The sequence below is a fragment of the Bacteroidales bacterium genome, assembly GCA_014860575.1.
Classification (GTDB): domain Bacteria; phylum Bacteroidota; class Bacteroidia; order Bacteroidales; family JAAYJT01; genus JAAYJT01.
Genome location: JACZJK010000005.1, coordinates 204,288 through 222,029, shown reverse-complemented (window position 1 = coordinate 222,029; position 17,742 = coordinate 204,288). Strand labels below are relative to the sequence as shown.

15 protein-coding genes are annotated in these 17,742 nt (G+C 43.3%); 9 read left to right on the top strand and 6 right to left on the bottom strand.

What is annotated here, in order from left to right; genetic code table 11:
- Positions 1-327: 327 nt before the first annotated feature.
- The 4 genes from IH597_01335 to IH597_01320 all read left to right on the top strand — a co-directional run bounded on the left by IH597_01335 (position 328) and on the right by IH597_01320 (position 4,535).
- Complete coding sequence (locus IH597_01335; GenBank protein MBE0661081.1) at positions 328-1,308, top strand: class I mannose-6-phosphate isomerase; 981 nt, start codon at positions 328-330, stop codon at positions 1,306-1,308.
- A 78-nt stretch (positions 1,309-1,386) separates the two neighbouring features.
- Entirely contained in the window at positions 1,387-1,914 is a 528-nt protein-coding gene (locus IH597_01330) for a TlpA family protein disulfide reductase (protein MBE0661080.1), read from the top strand.
- A gap of 64 nt (positions 1,915-1,978) precedes the next feature.
- Positions 1,979-3,664, top strand: a complete 1,686-nt coding sequence (locus tag IH597_01325) for a hypothetical protein (protein MBE0661079.1) — start codon at positions 1,979-1,981, stop codon at positions 3,662-3,664.
- 31 nt (positions 3,665-3,695) lie between these two features.
- Positions 3,696-4,535, top strand: coding sequence for an Omp28 family outer membrane lipoprotein (locus IH597_01320; protein ID MBE0661078.1), 840 nt, complete (start codon positions 3,696-3,698; stop codon positions 4,533-4,535).
- A gap of 56 nt (positions 4,536-4,591) precedes the next feature.
- On the opposite strand, the gene mazG is transcribed toward IH597_01320, so the two are convergent.
- Together mazG and IH597_01310 are read right to left on the bottom strand one after the other, a co-directional pair.
- Positions 4,592-5,359 carry a nucleoside triphosphate pyrophosphohydrolase gene (gene mazG / locus IH597_01315; GenBank protein MBE0661077.1) on the bottom strand — a complete coding sequence of 256 codons (768 nt, stop codon included), beginning with the start codon at positions 5,357-5,359 and terminating at the stop codon, positions 4,592-4,594.
- A gap of 240 nt (positions 5,360-5,599) precedes the next feature.
- On the bottom strand, positions 5,600-7,075 hold the full coding sequence (locus tag IH597_01310; GenBank protein MBE0661076.1) for a proline--tRNA ligase: 1,476 nt from the start codon (positions 7,073-7,075) through the stop codon (positions 5,600-5,602).
- Between the two features lie 80 nt (positions 7,076-7,155).
- On the opposite strand from IH597_01310, the gene IH597_01305 reads away from it, so the two are divergent.
- A complete protein-coding gene (locus IH597_01305) occupies positions 7,156-8,865 on the top strand; it encodes a hypothetical protein (protein MBE0661075.1) in 1,710 nt (569 codons plus the stop codon).
- A 38-nt stretch (positions 8,866-8,903) separates the two neighbouring features.
- Positions 8,904-10,385 carry a hypothetical protein gene (locus IH597_01300; protein ID MBE0661074.1) on the top strand — a complete coding sequence of 494 codons (1,482 nt, stop codon included), beginning with the start codon at positions 8,904-8,906 and terminating at the stop codon, positions 10,383-10,385.
- Positions 10,386-10,449: 64 nt separating this feature from the next.
- Here the strand turns inward: IH597_01300 and IH597_01295 are convergent, their stop codons facing one another.
- The 3 genes from IH597_01295 to IH597_01285 form a co-directional block, all read right to left on the bottom strand.
- Entirely contained in the window at positions 10,450-11,943 is a 1,494-nt protein-coding gene (locus IH597_01295) for a hypothetical protein (protein MBE0661073.1), read from the bottom strand.
- 123 nt (positions 11,944-12,066) lie between these two features.
- Positions 12,067-12,918: a hypothetical protein gene (locus IH597_01290; protein ID MBE0661072.1), complete on the bottom strand. Its 852-nt coding sequence runs from the start codon at positions 12,916-12,918 to the stop codon at positions 12,067-12,069.
- 17 nt (positions 12,919-12,935) lie between these two features.
- On the bottom strand, positions 12,936-14,033 hold the full coding sequence (locus tag IH597_01285) for a Nif3-like dinuclear metal center hexameric protein (GenBank protein MBE0661071.1): 1,098 nt from the start codon (positions 14,031-14,033) through the stop codon (positions 12,936-12,938).
- Positions 14,034-14,249: 216 nt separating this feature from the next.
- On the opposite strand from IH597_01285, the gene lpxK reads away from it, so the two are divergent.
- From lpxK to IH597_01270, 3 genes are read left to right on the top strand one after another with little or no spacing between them, the layout of a single operon-like run.
- Entirely contained in the window at positions 14,250-15,311 is a 1,062-nt protein-coding gene (gene lpxK / locus IH597_01280; GenBank protein ID MBE0661070.1) for a tetraacyldisaccharide 4'-kinase, read from the top strand.
- Positions 15,283-16,095 carry a purine-nucleoside phosphorylase gene (locus tag IH597_01275; protein MBE0661069.1) on the top strand — a complete coding sequence of 271 codons (813 nt, stop codon included), beginning with the start codon at positions 15,283-15,285 and terminating at the stop codon, positions 16,093-16,095. The genes lpxK and IH597_01275 overlap by 29 nt, the downstream gene beginning before the upstream one ends.
- A gap of 18 nt (positions 16,096-16,113) precedes the next feature.
- A complete protein-coding gene (locus tag IH597_01270) occupies positions 16,114-16,917 on the top strand; it encodes a UDP-2,3-diacylglucosamine diphosphatase (GenBank protein MBE0661068.1) in 804 nt (267 codons plus the stop codon).
- Here IH597_01270 and IH597_01265 read toward each other — a convergent pair whose 3' ends face one another.
- A complete protein-coding gene (locus IH597_01265; GenBank protein ID MBE0661067.1) occupies positions 16,918-17,511 on the bottom strand; it encodes a hypothetical protein in 594 nt (197 codons plus the stop codon). It lies immediately after the preceding gene.
- Positions 17,512-17,742: the final 231 nt, after the last annotated feature.

The following is a 17,742-nucleotide window of genomic DNA, read 5'->3' as shown; positions in this document are numbered from 1 at the left end:
GCCAAGTTATAAATAATCATTTAATTAATACACCGCTACCTTTTTATTTATTGGCACTTAGCCTAGGTTCAAAGCTTTAAATAATACACATGTGTGCAATAATAGACTATTTATCTAAATTTCGCTCCCGGATGACAAACAATGAGTCATGCTACGGAAGTTATGTTCGCAAGTGGTATGAAAATTCCATTACCTATTTGAATGCAACCTCAATAAACTTGAGAAAACATTGCGCCGATCTTTTTGCGTTTTATGTTCTGGTGTGGAAATCAACTTCAACACATTATACTAACTTTGCGACCTAACTCAAAACAACCTGGGCGTAACATGAACCAACTCTATCCATTAAAATTCCATCCGCTGTTCAAAGACAAGATATGGGGTGGGCAAAAAATCAAATCCCAGATTGGTCTGGATTTTTCACCTCTGCCCAATTGCGGCGAGGCCTGGGTGCTTTCGGGTGTAAATGACAACGAAACCGTGGTGAGCGATGGCTGGCTAGCTGGCAACCACCTCAACGAACTCGTTGAAATTTACATGGACGAACTTGTTGGTGAAAAAGTGTATGAAAAGTTTGGTGAAGAATTTCCCTTGCTTATCAAATTACTTGATGCCAACGACTGGCTTTCTATACAAGTCCACCCGGATGATGAGCTTGCAAAAAAACGTCACAATGGTTCGGGAAAAACTGAAATGTGGTATGTGCTTGGCGCTGATGAAAAGTCGGAACTGATCAGCGGTTTCAACCAAAAAATGAACAAGGAACTGTATCTTCAACACCTCAAAAACAAAACCCTGCCCGACATCATGAACTTTGAAAGAGTGAAAGCCGGGGATGTTTTTTATATGCCCTCAGGCCGCGTTCATGCACTGGGGCCAGGAATTTTGCTTGCCGAAATCCAGCAAACCTCTGACATTACTTACCGGATGTATGATTGGGACCGTGTAGATGCTGCTGGAAAATCGCGCGATTTGCATACCGAAGAAGCTTTGGATGCGATTGACTTCAACGTTTACGATGATTACAAAATCAAGCCTGTGATCAAACCCAACCAGACTTCTTCAATGGTTAAAAGCCCGTATTTTGTGGTCAACCAATTGTATCTTAACAAGCCTTTGCCAAAAGATTATACTGAACTGGATTCTTTCGTTATCTATCTCTGCGTCGAAGGTATGACTCACATTGATTCATCTTCAGGAAAAACGAAACTTAAAACCGGGGAATGCCTTCTGCTGCCAGCCTCTACGAAACGTGTTGCCATACTTCCGCAGCCGGAAACACGCATCCTGGAAATTTTTACGGCTTGATTTTTGCCTGCTCCATTTTCATTATTTTAAAGTATTTTTGTCCGCAGATATTTATCTTTAAATATAAGTCAATACAACATGAGAAAACTATTCCTTTCGGCAATTGTAATGCTCATTGCATTCAGCACGCTGGCCCAGAGCGATGAAAAAAACTTTCCAAAAATCCCTTCGGTTACTGTTAAAACCATTGACGGGCGCGACTTCAACACAGCCGACATCGAAAACGATGGCAAGCCTATCATCTTAAGTTTCTGGGCGCTATGGTGCACACCCTGCATGCGCGAACTTACGGCTATCGCTGAGGATTACGAAGATTGGACCGAAGAAACAGGTGTGAAGCTCATTGCCGTTTCAATTGATGATGCACGCAGCACCTCACGGGTATTGCCCACGGTTCAGGGAAGAAACTGGGATTATGAAGTTTATCTGGATGCCAACAGCGATTTCCGCCGGGCAATGAATGTGAACCAGATTCCGCATAATTTTATCATCAACGGCAAAGGCGAAATTGTGTGGCAACACACTTCGTTTTCAGAAGGCAGCCAGCACCAATTGATTGAATTGGTTCGCAGGCTGAACAAGGGAGAAGACATTTCAGGGCACTGATACTGAAGACTTCGCATAATTCTCTCTTTTTGATCTCAGAATACGGATTAACGAATTTTGATTTATGAAGTACACACATCTGCTTCCGGCTTCCCTAACAATCGCATTACTCGCAATTTTTACTCCGACCCAGGTTCAGGCACAAGGCTTTTCAAGCCCATCAAGGGTAAGTGGCAACTTCCAGCTCGACGCACAGTATTACCGTAGTGATACGCTGATCGGTGCTCCTGATGTGGGTGAGAAAATGCTGATGAATGCCTTCACCAATCTCTTGTACACACAAGGTGATTTTACCGCCGGGCTGCGGTTCGAAAGTTATCTGAACCCCATCAGTGGCTACGATCCAAGGCTGGAAGGAACCGGAATGCCTTACAGGTTTATTTCTTACAAAACAGGTGATTTTGAGATCACAGCCGGGAATTTCTATGAGCAGTTTGGCAATGGCCTTATTTTGCGAACCTACGAGGATTGGAACCTGGGCATTGATAATTCGCTGGATGGAGTCCGGGTTAAATTCAATCCTATGCAAGGCATTGCGCTCAAAGGCGTGTACGGAAAGCAGCGATACTTTTGGGATAAATCACCTGGGATCATCAGAGGTTTTGATGCCGATTTCTCAGTGAATGATCTCATTAAACCTCTCAAAGAAAACTCAACACGCATTTTTGCCGGAGCCGGTATTGTAAGCAAATACCAGAAAGATGAGTTTATCATTGCCGATCCGGGCTTTCGCCTCGATCTCCCTAGAAACGTTTCAGCTTTTGCAGGAAGGTTCAACGTTAGCACCACGAACTTCAATTTTACCGGCGAATATGCGCATAAAATCAACGATCCTTCTTCCATCAATAATTTTATCTACAAACCCGGGCAGTCACTCTATCTCACCGGAACTTACTTCCGGCCTGGCCTTAGCGTTATGCTTTCGGCCAAGCATACTGATAATATGAGCTTTAAGACCCGCCGTACCGAAGCCTCATCAGCGCTCGATATCAATTTTTTGCCCCCACTTACAAAACAACACACTTATAAATTATCAAGTATGTACCCATATGCCACTCAGCCTAATGGAGAAGTGGCCTACCAGGGACAGGTGATATACACAATCAAACGTAACACCAAAGCCGGAGGGCCGTATGGAACTTACATCACGGCCAATTATTCGATGGTTCATGCGCTCAACCGCAAGCCTATGAATGACTCAATCGCCATCGGGCAGCGGGGTACGCTGGGATACGACGCCGGGTTGTTTGATGCCAGTGATGAGAAATATTTCAGCGATTTCAACATTGAGATTTCACGTCGTATGAACCGCAACCTGAAAATTTCACTGCAATACCTCAACCTTTATTATAACATTGCTGTAATTGAAGGCCATCCCGGCGAACCTGCTGTGAAAGCCCATATAGGGATCACAGACATACAATATAAGCTCACACCAACAAAAACCCTTCGATTTGAACTCCAACACCTTTACACCGAACAGGATAAAGGCAATTGGGCTGCTGCCATGATGGAATACACAATAGCTCCAAAATGGTTTTTTAGCCTCAGTGATGAATTCAACTATGGCAACACCGATAAGGATAAACGTCTCCATTATTATAATGCTTCCATGGGTTATACGCATCACTCATCAAGGATTGCGTTTACCTGGGGCAGGCAGCGTGAGGGCATTGTTTGCGTAGGAGGTGTTTGCCGCTATGTTCCGGCTAGCAGCGGATTGATGCTTACGATCACAAGTTCTTTTTAATCCGGATTATTAAAACATAAAATCTTTGATAATGAAACTAAGAACCATAATATTCAGCCTTATAGCCCTGGTTTTTGCATGGCAGGCCTGCGATAAAATTGATTCCCCATATAAAATACAAACCAGTAACATTATTGATACAGGAAATGTAGTTAAAAAGGTTATCCTTATCGAAGAATTTACCGGTCAACGTTGCCCCAATTGCCCCGAAATGGCAGTCGCTATTAAATCATTGAAAGAGACTTTTGATGATAAAGTTGTGGTTGTAGCAATGCATGCGGGTTTTTTCGCAATACCCATTGGCCAAACTTTTTCCACCGATTACCGCACACCTGCCAGCACTGAACTTGATCAGTTTTTTGATATCGGTTCTTCAGGTTATCCCAAAGGACTTGTAAACCGTACTGGCTATCCTTCTGGAACCCACCGACTGGAATCAGCTGAGTTGGCGGGCAGAATTGTTGAACTTCTCGAAGGTGATACCCTTGCCGACATAGGAATAACTCACAACTACTCAACAATCTCAAAGGAACTTGAGGTGGAGATAAATGTAAGTGCTCTGGCCCCTCTTCAAAAAAAGTTACTATTATCGGTGTTTATCACTGAAAACGATATTGTTTCCCCCCAGCAGAATGATACAGAAGTCATTACGGATTATGTTCATAAATATGTACTCCGGACTTCGTTGAACGGAACCTGGGGCGATCAGTTAAGCGATGGCAGTACAATTGATCCTGGAACTTCCTTCAAACAATCCTATCAGACAACGCTTTCAGAGAATTGGAATGATGAAAACTGCAATATTGTGGCTTTCGTTTACGACGGCGATACCAAAGAAGTACTGCAAGCCGCCGAAGTGAAGATCAGATAAGATAACCTCTTCTCACTCTCTCATCTTCTCATTTTCTCCCGTTCTCCCCTTCCTCCCTATTCTTCCTTCTTCGCTTCGTTCCAAAACACATCCATCTCGTCGAGGGTCATGTCTTTGAGCGATTTCCCACGTTTGCGGGTTTCTTCTTCGAGGTAGGAAAAGCGGCGGATAAACTTCTTATTGGTTCTTTCAAGGGCATCTTCGGGGTTCACACCAATAAAGCGGGCGTAGTTAACAAGCGCAAATAACAAATCGCCGAATTCTTCCTCTTTCTTTTTGTCATCTCCGCTATTAAGCGCTTCCTTAAGTTCAGCAGCTTCTTCCATCACCTTGTCCCAAACCTGATGTGGTTCTTCCCAATCGAAGCCAACACCACGGGCTTTTTCCTGAATGCGGTAGGCTTTTACCATAGCCGGCAAAGAAGCGGGCACACCACCCAGCACGGTCCGGTTCCCTTCGTGGAGTTTAATTTTTTCCCAGTTTGTTTTTACCTGTTCCGCATTATCAGCCACAACATCGCCATAGATATGCGGGTGGCGGCGGATCAGTTTTTCATTGATCCCATCCAGAACATCTTTGATGGTGAATGCATTGTGTTCGGCACCAATCTTAGCGTAAAATACGATATGCAGCATCAGGTCGCCAAGCTCCTTTTTAATCTCGTTCAGATCGTTTTCAAGAATAGCATCAGAAAGTTCGTATGTTTCTTCAATGGTAAGATAGCGTAGTGATTCTAATGTTTGGGTGCGATCCCAGGGGCATTTCGCCCGCAGGTCGTCCATGATTTCGAGCAGTTTCTGGAATGATGCCAATGTATCGTTCATGATCAGTAGACTTAGTATTATAATTTGAAATCTTAAAGCCAGTGCTTTTTGAATGGGGTTTGGTAATCGAATTCACGATCCCGAATCACTCCTCTCGGGATTTGTGCTTCGCTCCAATTTATAATTTTTGTAAGTAGCAATCAACAACCGCATGACCACAGTATATCAATTGTATGACCCAAATCACACTATCCGCAACCCGTAACCAGCAACCAGCAACGTTATATCTTAACCCTGATCCTAGTACGCCCTCGCAAAAATCACCCTCTTCTCTGATGGCTTTCCTGAATAAACGCATTTGCCGGATTCTGCCTTTGCATCCAAGGGTATCACCCGGATGGTTGCCTTGGTTTCTTCTTTTATGCGTTGTTCGGTTTCAACAGTACCGTCCCAATGAGCGGAAATAAAGCCAGCCTTGTTATCAATCACATCGCAAAATTCTTCCCAGGAATCTACTGTGTGAGTGCTGTCTTCCCTGAATGAAAGCGCCTTCTGGTAAAGATTTTCCTGGATACTATCCAGTAGGTTCACAATCTTGTTTTCAATGTCGGTCATCTGGTAAACTGACTTCTCTAACGTATCGCGGCGCGCAACTTCAACTGTGCCATTTTCAAGATCGCGGGGGCCAATGGCCAGTCTTACGGGCACTCCCTTGAACTCATATTCGTTAAACTTCCATCCTGGCTTAAAGGTATCGCGGTCATCATATTTCACTGAAATGCCTCTGGCCTCCAGATCTGATTTTATTTGATTGGCCTTTTCTGATATCAACGCCAATTGCTCAGGCTGTTTGTAAATAGGAATGATCACAACCTGGATCGGAGCAAGTTTTGGAGGTAAGACCAGGCCGTTATCATCGCTGTGCGCCATGATCAATCCACCAATAAGCCTGGTGGAAACGCCCCAGGATGTAGCCCATACATAGTCAAGTTGATTCGACTGGTTCAAAAACTTCACCTCAAAAGCCTTGGCGAAATTCTGACCCAGGAAATGTGAAGTTCCTGCCTGCAACGCTTTTCCATCCTGCATCAATGCTTCAATGCAATAGGTTTCCAGGGCGCCGGCAAAGCGTTCGTTCGGCGATTTTAGTCCTTTTAAAACCGGCATGGCCATCCAGTTCTCAGCAAAATCGGCGTACACACCAAGCATGCGCTCGGTTTCTTCAATTGCCTCCTGTTTTGTTGCATGAGCCGTATGTCCTTCCTGCCAGAGAAATTCAGCAGTGCGAAGAAACAAACGGGTGCGCATTTCCCATCTTACCACATTGGCCCACTGATTGATAAGCAAGGGTAAATCGCGGTAAGATTGTATCCAGTTACGGTATGTGTCCCAGATAATGGTTTCCGATGTTGGGCGGATAATCAATTCTTCTTCCAGTTTCGCATCTTCGTCAACCACAACGCCTTTGCCATCTGGTGCACTCTTTAAACGGTAGTGTGTTACCACAGCACATTCCTTTGCGAATCCTTCTACGTGGCTGGCTTCCTTGCTGAAAAACGACTTTGGTATGAAAATTGGAAAGTATGCATTCACGTGACCGGTTTTCTTAAACATCTGATCAAGCGCAGCCTGCATCTTTTCCCAAATTGCATAGCCATAAGGTTTTATGACCATGCAACCGCGTACGGCTGAGTTCTCGGCCAAGTCTGCCTTGATAACCAAATCGTTATACCATTGAGCGTAATTTTCAGCCCGTGTTGGAAAATCTTTTGCCATTTTAGTTGTTGTGGTATGAATATTGTATCTATTTTGCTGCTAATTCTATTGAAGCGGCAAAAGTAAGAAATAATACAGGCATGAAATCAAGACCAATACAAAATAACACATCAATTAAGGAGGGCAAACCTATGAAACCCATTGCAATTTTAAGCTTATTCGCAGCGATGTTGATGGCATCCTGCACCACCAGCAGGCCTGGTGCAACTGTTTACGACGATGTATATTATTCTCCGAGGGATCGGGTTGTTCATGTTAAGGAAGTTGTAATAACAACCAATGACCAGGAGCAAATAGCTACAGGACAGGATCAGCAGGAATATTATCAGGAAGAAACGCAATATTATACCGATCCATCGTATGAAACCCCCTACACCGAATCGCAGTATTATTCAGATCCACAAAGCGGTTCTGTTTCAAATTATTACTATGGTGATTATTACGACTATTCATATACCTCCCGCCTGAGAAGGTTCCATAGCCCCGGTTTTGGATCTTATTATAATGATTATTACACTAATATGTACTGGTATAATTACGATCCTTATTACTACGGAACCAGCATTTATATTGGCTATGGCGGGTATCCTTCGTATTATTATGGATGGGGCTGGCCCAGAAGATCATACTGGTCATCATGGTACAGTCCGTATTATATGTATGGCATGGGTTACCCTCACTATTATTATGGCGGTTATAGTTCTTACTGGATGGGCTACAACCACGGTTACTGGGATGGCTATTATGGTTCTTACTACGGTAACGACTGGTACTATAACAGCAATGATCAAAACTCATACTATTATGGGCCCAGGACAAGTTTTGCAGGAAATACCGGTAGTGGCGGCAACAACGAGGCCGCAGGGAGGCCTGTAACATTCGGTGAACGTTACGAAAAAGCATTAATCGGCGAAGGTGTAACCCGCGGTTCTCAAGATGGCAGGGGTTCAAGACCTGCACCTGGTACAGAAGTTACACGGGGTAGCAATTCCGGTGCTGTCGATGCTGAAAGGCAAACTTCAACTGATGTAAAAAGAGGTGAAGCTATTACAAGTCCACAAGATACCGACCGTTCCGGCACCCGGGTAGGTTCAGGAGTTCGTGAAGGACAAAACGCTGAAGGACGCCGGATAAATGAGCCAACTGACCAAAATACTCAACCAGCCCGCACAGTAGCTCCTAATCAGCGCAACTATGAGTACGATGGTAGCAGCAGTCGCCCGAATCCCGGTTATGTAAGGCCTGATGCCCAAAGACAGCAACCAACGCAAATTCAAAGGCAGCCACAACCTTATTCTTCGCCCAGGTACACCAAACCCAAAACCAGTGAAGAGTTTACGAGTCCTGCTTATCGCAACCCGAGCAACGTTGTCCGGCCCGCAGATAATCAGCCACAGCGTCAGGAAGCTTCTCCTTCGCAGCAAAGGTCACCGGTTCAGACATCGCCTGGCCGTGAGGAGCAGAGTCAACCGCGGTATACTCCTCCCGGAAGGTCGAATGACAACAGGCAATCAACTCCACCGCCCAGGTCATATTCACCTCCTACAAGAAGTGAAACACCAGCGAGATCAAGCGGGCCAACTTATACTCCACCAACCCGGAATAATAACTCAAGCCCATCTTACTCAGCACCATCAAGAAGTAACAGCTCTTCTCCTTCGCGCTCATCAAGCCCAAGCTATTCTGCACCTTCCCGCTCAAGCGGAAGTAGCTCACCTCCTCCCAGCTCATCAGGATCTTCAGGATCATCAAGGTCTTCAGGGTCTTCATCTGGAAGGGGCAAAAGGTAAAATCAGTGACCATTACTAAAATTAAAAAAAGTAATACCATGAAAACGCGATTGCTTATAATACTATCTCTCTCACTCTCAGTACTCACGCTTCATTCTCAGAACCAGGAGGATGCACTGCGCTACGGGAAAACTTCGCTTGTTGGTTCAGCCAGGTATATGGCTATGGGTGGAGCTTACGGTTCAATTGGAGCAGATTTTTCAGCACTTAGTGTAAATCCTGCCGGGATTGGCATGTTCAGACGATCAGAATTTGCATTTACTCCCTTGATTACCTTCAGCGAAACAGAAGCCACATATTTCAGCCAAATGCGAGATGACAGTAAATACAACCTGGGTTTAGGAAACATAGGTTTTGTTTTAAGCTCCGACCTTTCGGGAAACGCCCAGTCCTCCGGATGGCAAAGAATTCAGTTTGGTTTCGGACTTAACCGGATCAATAATTTCAGCAACAGGGTTTTTATTCAGGGCTTCAATGACAACAGTTCACTGATGACAGGTTATGTGCATCAGGCCGATGGGTTCGCACCTGATAACCTTAACCAGTTTACAACTCAGCTTGCATACGATGCATGGCTGATTTGGCCTGAGGATGATACTGAGGACTATTTTTACCAAACCGATGCTTATTTTGGCGGAGTGAATCAACAACAAACAATAACTACCTCAGGCTCCATGAGTGAAATGCTTTTCACAGTTGGATCAAGCTACAATGACAGGCTTTATTTGGGCGCTTCAGTTGGCATACCCTATATCCGATACAAATATGAATCGGAATACACTGAAACAGATACTGATAACAGGTATGCTGAATTTAACTCCTTAACAAGGAGAGAAAATATTGAAACCAGCGGTACCGGCGTAAACCTGAAATTAGGAGCCATTTTAAGGGCAACAGATTGGTTGAGGCTCGGCGCTGCATTCCACACACCTACTTTTTATTCAAACATGCGCGATGATTGGAGTTATAGCATGAAATCAGAATTGTTCCTGGACAATAAGATTGAAAACCGCTCGGCTCAATCACAACCCGGAAGATTCGACTATGAATTAACAACCCCTATGAAAGCAATAGGAAGTGCAACCATATTATTCGGAAAATCAGGGCTTGTTTCAGCAGAATACGAGTTTGCCGATTACTCTGAAATGAAACTCAACTCTTCTTCTTTTAAATTTGTTGATGAGAACCAGACCATCCGTGATGAATACACTGCTGCGCATAATCTTAAACTAGGAACCGAATGGAGGTTGAATGATGTGTATTTCCGTGGAGGATATGCTATCTATGGCAGTCCGTACAAATCCGGAGTCAACGATGGTGCAACTGATCAGCTTTCGTTAGGAATAGGATTAAGGCAACAAGATTATTATGTTGATTTTGCCTGGGTCAGCAGTTCGTACAAAGAAGACAAATACATGTATTGGGTTCCGGAAGGAGAAGGTCTTGACTTTTCAACTCCCGTTGCCAATCAAACATTTAACAGGCAACTTTTTATGCTAACACTGGGCTGGAGATTTTAGTTTGGTTTGGTTTGTTGATACCCCTGGGGAGGGGCAGCCGGCTGATTTATTTCAGCCGGCTTTTTTATTTTCTAACGCGTTGAAGTCCGGCTTTTGCTTTTTGCTGGATGCTGTTCCGGTATTCAGTAAAATGCATTTTGATAGACATATCATAGTAATGCGCAGCTTCGGTATATTTACCTTCACTTTCTGAAATCAGCCCCATTTGCAAGGCTGAATTACCTGCAAAGTAGTATTTTAAATCGCTTCCGGCTTCAATTGTGCGGAGGTAAAAATCTTTTGCCTGAACCGGTTTCCCCCATTCATGATAAATCCTGGCCTTGCGATACAGATATTCTACCGAATCTCCCGGTTCACTAAATACATTGGTTCCAAGAGCCTCGAGCGCATCTTCAAAATAACCGCCATCAAACAAAAGCCTCGCTTTAAGTAATGAGGTTTGCGGCAATATATCTGACAGTGCTTCCGCTTGTGCCTGCTTATCTTCATCAACAAAGGTTTGTCCATGCTTAAGAATAAGAGAAATGTAAAATCGGTATCCGTTATAATCTCCCTTGAGCAGCGATAGCCAAGCCAAACGCTGGTAAGCGCTCTTAATATAGTTTGAGCCTTTGTAATGGTTCACATAGTTGAGGAAGTGCTTGGCAGCGCTCTGATCCAAACGATTCAACTTTGCATTGCCAATAACAAATTCGAGATAGTGAAAGGGGTATGAACCATCAGGAATTTTGCAGCCTTCAAGAATTTCTATGGCCTTGTCATTATTGCGGGTTCGCATGGCAAGATTGGCTTTGATATAACAGTTCAGCGGGCCGGTAGCATGGCCGTCAGTGCTTTCCATACGTTTTAGAAGTTCAACAACACGGTTTTTATCGCTTTGAAGGTTCATTTCAATGAAGGCGAGGTAAAAAAATGTTTCGGATTTTAGATGCGCCCATTGTGGAGTTGCATCCGTGATGTCAAGAAGTTGATAAAGCATGGTACGGCCAGATTCTATTGCTCCTTCCATTCCTGCAAGCCTGCTTGCCCATTTGTAATTATCAGGTATGCTCCCGATGAGTGCATTCATCACACCATTCAAAAGCATGTCGGGTACAAATCCGGGATAAAGGGTTTTGTTTTCTTCTAGCAGGCGGTAAGCTCGGTTTAGGTCGAGCCCGGCCATGGTGTATTCACCAAACTTTACCCTTGCGAACGACCATTGCAGATAAACAGCAGCCTGGCAATGTTTATGCCATGCCGAATTTGGTTCGCCGGATGAAAGAATATTAATACGAACCGATCGGTTCTGTTTGAGTTGCTCAAAGTCGGATTGCTCTTCACCGATGGCCAGGGTAAGGAAATCAATATAATTCTCCAGAAAAACCGGAATTCTATTCGCCGGGTTCTCAGTTTTTTCGAGGCTAAGTAACTCAGCGCCAGCCATGAAGTTCAGTGAAATAATCTCTGTGTATGCCTTGATGCAGTTGGCGTTAAAGTCATAGTGCGGAGAAGTGTTTCCAGAAAGTGGAACAAAAAAGCTGCACAGAAACACAGCGACAACAAATCTGCCAGTCAAGATACTTTTGTTGAATTGCAACATTAAAGAACGGACGCTATGTTTATTTGGCTTTCGCATAAATAACAAACAAAAAAAGCCTCGTAAAAAGAGGCTCAGAAAATCACTTTATCTTGAAATTGATCAGGCTAAATGTGCTGCTTCTACAATAGCTGGATCCACCAGGATACGACCGCAGTATTCGCACACTATAATCTTTTTGTGCATTTTGATGTCAAGTTGGCGCTGGGGTGGAATTTTGCTGAAACAACCACCACAGGCGTCTCTTTCAACCATCACCACAGCCAGTCCATTACGTGCATTTTCCCTGATGCGGGTGTATGCATTCAACAAACGTTCTTCAATAACTTTTTGGTTTTCTTTTGATTGAATGTCTAAATTTTCTTCTTCTTTCTTAGTTTCTGAAACTATATCTGACAGTTCATTTTTCTTAACTTCCAGATCGCCACGGCGTTCTTCCAACTCTTGCGCTGCTTTTGTTATTTCTTCCTTTTTCAGGGCAAGGCTGCCCGAATATTCGCGGATATGCTTTTCAGCAAGCTGGATTTCAAGACCCTGATATTCTACTTCTTTGTTGAGCGATTCAAACTCGCGGTTATTGCGTACATTCATTTGTTGCGCCTTGTACTTATCTATCAGTGTTTTGCTATCTTTGATCATGGCTTCCTTTTCGGATATCTGGCGCTGCAACACATCAACGTCCTGATTAAAATTAGCGATCCTTGTTTCGAGTCCTATTACTTCATCTTCAAGGTCTTCAACTTCGAGTGGAAGTTCTCCACGAACGATACGAATCTTATCAATCTGAGAGTCAATTTGCTGCAAATTATATAGTGCCACAAGTTTCTTTTCGATTGAGATAATGGCCTCATCTGAATCGTCCTGGGCCTGAACACTTCCTTTTGATGTTTCGGTATGAATTTCGGGTTCCTGAATTTCAAGTTCCTCGCTAACGGCTTTCTTTTTAGTTGTCATTGGTGATTGTATGTATTTTATAAATACTTAACAGGGTTTGAGTTCGTCTTTGTTTTAAGAGCGGCAAAATTAGGAAATTTTTTCATAAGTACTTGTGCAATCAAATCTTTGCTAAACTGTTCGGATTCATAATGCCCTATATCGCCCAGCAACATTTTCCCTTCCGGTAAAAAGTAATCATGGTATTTCAGGTCGGCGGTAAGAAAAACCTGGGCGCCGGCCTTCATTGCATCCTGGATCAAAAAACTTCCTGAACCACCACACAAAGCAATAGTTGTAACCTGCTGGCTAAGATCGCCGTTGTATTTGATTACAGGCATCCCACAAACTGTTTTAACCTTTTCAAGAAACCCGGAAGCCGTAGTTTCCGATGCAAGGTTTCCTATAATCCCACTTCCCCTGTATTTATTAGTGTTTCCCAGCAATAGAATATCATACGCAACTTCTTCGTACGGATGGGCTTTGATCATACTGGAAATAATAAGCTGCTCAAGATAAACAGGATAAATTGCTTCAATCTTAACTTCTTTTTCGAAGTGCAGCTTGTCAGTTTCTCCTGCATAGGGATTTGCCTCTGCATTTGCCCTGTACGAACCCTCACCTAGGGTATTGTAACTGCAGCTATCGTAATTGCCAATCTGGCCGGCGCCTGCTTCAAAAATAGCGTTGCGAACCTTTTCTGCATGTTCGGTCGGGCAAAAGGTGACGATCTTTCTAAGCGTGTCTTGCTTAGGCCGCAGGATCTTTAGGTTGGTCATGCCAAGTTTTTCGGCCAGCATGCGGTTCAACCCATTGATATGATTATCGAGATTGGTGTGGATTGCATAAATGGCTATGTTGTATTTTATGACTTTCTGAACAATGCGTTCCACATAGGTTTTTCCGGTAATACGCTTTAAGCCTCCAAAAATGATGGGATGATGTGCAATGATTAAACCACATTTAAGCAGAACCGCTTCCTCAACGATATCTTCGGTTATATCAACGCATAGCAGGGCACTGGTTATTTCCTGTTCTGCATTCCCGATAAGCAACCCACAGTTATCCCAATCCTCCTGATCGGCCAACGGAAATTCCTTGTCAAGGTAAGATGTAATTGTTTTTATGTAGATCATGGGTCGGAATTAAATTGTAAGAAATATCTGAAAACCTGATTTTCAACTGCAAATTTAAGGATTGTAGGTATTCTGACATAACCAATTCAGACATATTAAATTTCCATTAAGCACATGTGATAATCAGGTGATATTGTTTTTTTTTGTATTTTGCCGCGTTAATTGGGATTCCGGGGTTTTGATTCATTTTTATTTTCACCCTAATCGTTTGATTGCATGCGTAAATTACTTTTGTACCCGTTCAGCCTGATTTTTGGGTTCATCATAGTAATTCGAAACTGGTTGTTTGACCGGAAAGTGTTGCGCTCGCAAAGTTTTGACATTCCGATCATTGGCATTGGAAACTTATCAACCGGTGGAACCGGAAAAACTCCTCATACAGAATACCTTATCCGATTGCTTTCAAACAACTATAAAGTTGCTACACTTAGCCGGGGGTACGGGAGAAGTACCAAGGGGTTTCATGCTGCCAGCATTTTCTCCACTCCATCTGAAATTGGTGATGAACCTTTGCAATTTGCAACAAAGTTTGACAATCTTCCTGTGGCAGTTGACGAGAACCGTTGCCATGGCATCAGGGAACTTACCGACCGTTATCCCGACCTTAGCGCTGTTATTCTGGATGATGCGTTTCAGCACCGTGCCCTTAAACCAGGGCTTTCAATACTATTAACTGATTTTTATCATCTATACACGGAAGATTATTTGCTTCCGGCCGGTAATTTACGCGAACCCAGGAGTGAAGCCAAACGCGCTGACATCATCATTATTACCAAAACACGTAAGGTTCATTCGCCTATCACTCGTCAGCGATTGATTGATTCATTAAAACCTCTTCCTCATCAGAGCCTTTATCTATCGTACATTAAATACGGGCAAATAATTCCGGCACAAAAAAAGGAATGTCCATTGAAGAAAGGAAAGGTAGCAAACACCATATTCATGTTTGCAGGGATTGCAAACCCCTACCCGCTTGAGGATCATCTGAAAAGTTTATGCATTGATCTGATCACGCTAACTTTCCCTGACCATCATCGTTACACGGCTAAAGACATTACACGGATTACAAAGGAATGGGATGATATTTTTACCCGTAATAAATTGTTAGTGACTACTGAAAAAGACCTCATGCGTTTAAAAGAGCCTGGGATATGGGATTTGGTAGTAAATTTGCCCCTTCATTACATTCCAATTGAAATTGACTTTCATGAAGGCGACAAGGAAGCGTTTGACCGACAAATTTTAGATTATGTTGAAAAAAGTAACAGAAACCGTTGATTTTATAAAGCTGCAAACCAAGGTTCAACCGGAAGTAGGCATAATTTTAGGTTCCGGGCTGGGTAGGTTGATCAATGAAATTGAAATAAGCGAGAGCATTCCTTACGAAGAAATTCCTCATTTCCCGGTTTCAACTGTTGAAGGGCATCAGGGGCGACTTATCTTTGGCAAGCTGGGAGACAAAAGCATCGTTGCCATGCAAGGCCGTTTCCATTACTACGAAGGATACACCATGCAGGAACTTACCTTTCCGGTTAGGGTAATGAAGATGCTCGGTATCAAAATGCTTATCCTTTCCAATGCCAGTGGTGGTGTGAACCCCGATTTTGAGATCGGCGACATGATGATCATCACCGACCACATTAACCTCTTGCCTACCAATCCTTTGCTTGGACCAAATGAAAAAGAATTCGGTCCACGTTTCCCTGATATGAGCGAAGCCTACGATGCCGTACTCATTCACAAAGCCATCAAGATTTTACGTCGTCACAATATCAAATATAAAACTGGTGTTTACGCTGCTGTAACAGGGCCAATGTACGAAACTCCTGCAGAATATCGCTTTATTCGAACCATTGGTGCTGATGCTGTGGGAATGTCAACCATACCGGAAGTTATCGTTGCACGCCAGATGGATCTCCCCTGTTTTGCCATAAGCGTAATAACTGATTTAGGTGTAACAGGCAAAATTGTTGAAGTATCGCATCACGATGTGATTGAAGCAGCTTCGCAGGTTGAACCAAAGGTCACCTTACTGATCAGGGAATTATTATCAGGCATGTAAATCTGTTACAAGAAACAGATGGATAAATCTACACATTCATACCAAGCTCCTTTAACAAAGAAAATATATTTTGCCTCTGATTTTCACCTGGGGGTTCCCAATCACGAAAAAAGCCTTCGACGTGAAAAAATCCTTGTGCATTGGCTTGATGAAGTGAAAGACAGTGCACAGTCTATCTATCTCATGGGCGATGTATTCGATTTCTGGTTTGAGTATAAAACTGTGATCCCAAAAGGTTTTGTCCGCTTGCTCGGGAAACTGGCTGAGCTTGTTGATCGTGGAATAGCTGTGCATCTTTTTAGAGGCAACCACGATATCTGGGCGTTTGATTATTTACAAACGGAAGTGGGCATTCAACTTCACGATGGTAAAATGCTTACACGCTTTGGTAATAAATTATTTTTTCTTGCCCATGGCGATGGACTAGGCCCAGGTGACAAAGGTTATAAATTCGTGAAAAAAATCTTCAGGAGCCGCTTTAACCAGTGGTTTTTCAGATGGTTACATCCCGACTTCGGTACGCGATTGGCCTTGTATTTTTCAAGAAAAAGCCGATATGCCAATAATGAAAATGAAGCAAAATACGGCAACCCGCCCATTGAGGAAGAAATGCTATATAAGTATGCAGCCCGGAAAATTTCTCATCAGCCTGAAATAGATTATTTTATCTTCGGGCACCGCCACCTTCCCACAAATGTTCTGATAAACGATAAAGCCAGGCTTGTGATTCTTGGCGATTGGATCACACATTTCACCTATGCTGTTTTTGATGGGGATACGCTGGAGCTTAAGAAATATGATCCCGCTCCTGATTTACTGTGATTATTTGTCATTCCTGAATACCGTTTGCTCAAGAGCCGCAACATGATCAAATTGCCTTATGGTTTGATCTTCATAAAGAAAAACCACTCCATCAATCCATGGCAACGGGTTATCGCGTTGCAAAAATGATTCAATAAGGATTGTGCTGGTTGAAGAGCCGCCTAAACTGCCCTGGAAAAAACCTTGTGCCCATGATGCACCATACCACGTTTCTACGGTCCCAAAGCCTTCGGACTCTTTGAGGTTTATCACGGCTACTTTTTTGTCGTCGTATTCCTGAATTCCCTGAACTTCAATTGGCAAATAAGAAAAACAATGTCTCGACAGTGCCCTTGCCAGTTCTGAAAGTTGAGCCTGAAGCGGCAGCGCCTGTTCAACTTTTACAAAAAACAATTCCTGTTGCTGGCCCACATTATCCAGTCCTACAACGCGTTTAAATTCATGCAACTGGTAAACATGCTGAAGATTTACACTTTGAATTTGAGTGATCGTTTTCCTGTAGCGATTCTTTTCTATCAGGTAAATCCCAATGGCAGCGCCAAAACCCAACAATAGCGCCACTACAATTAACAAAAAGGCATTTGAGCGTTTCATTGCAATTCATTTAAGGTTAAGGATCAAAATTAAACAATTCATTACGCGCTCAACTCATTTTATCATTTTATTCCTGGTTCTTAACATGCTATGGTACTATTCCTTAAGCTCACAACAACTGAATTTCCAGCTTGGAGGAAGATTAGAAGCCACGTTAATCATCTGTTAGGAGTGGAAGCACTTTTCACAACTTCAGACGGTGTTTTGGTTCGTGTCTTTGCTAAGAACTCC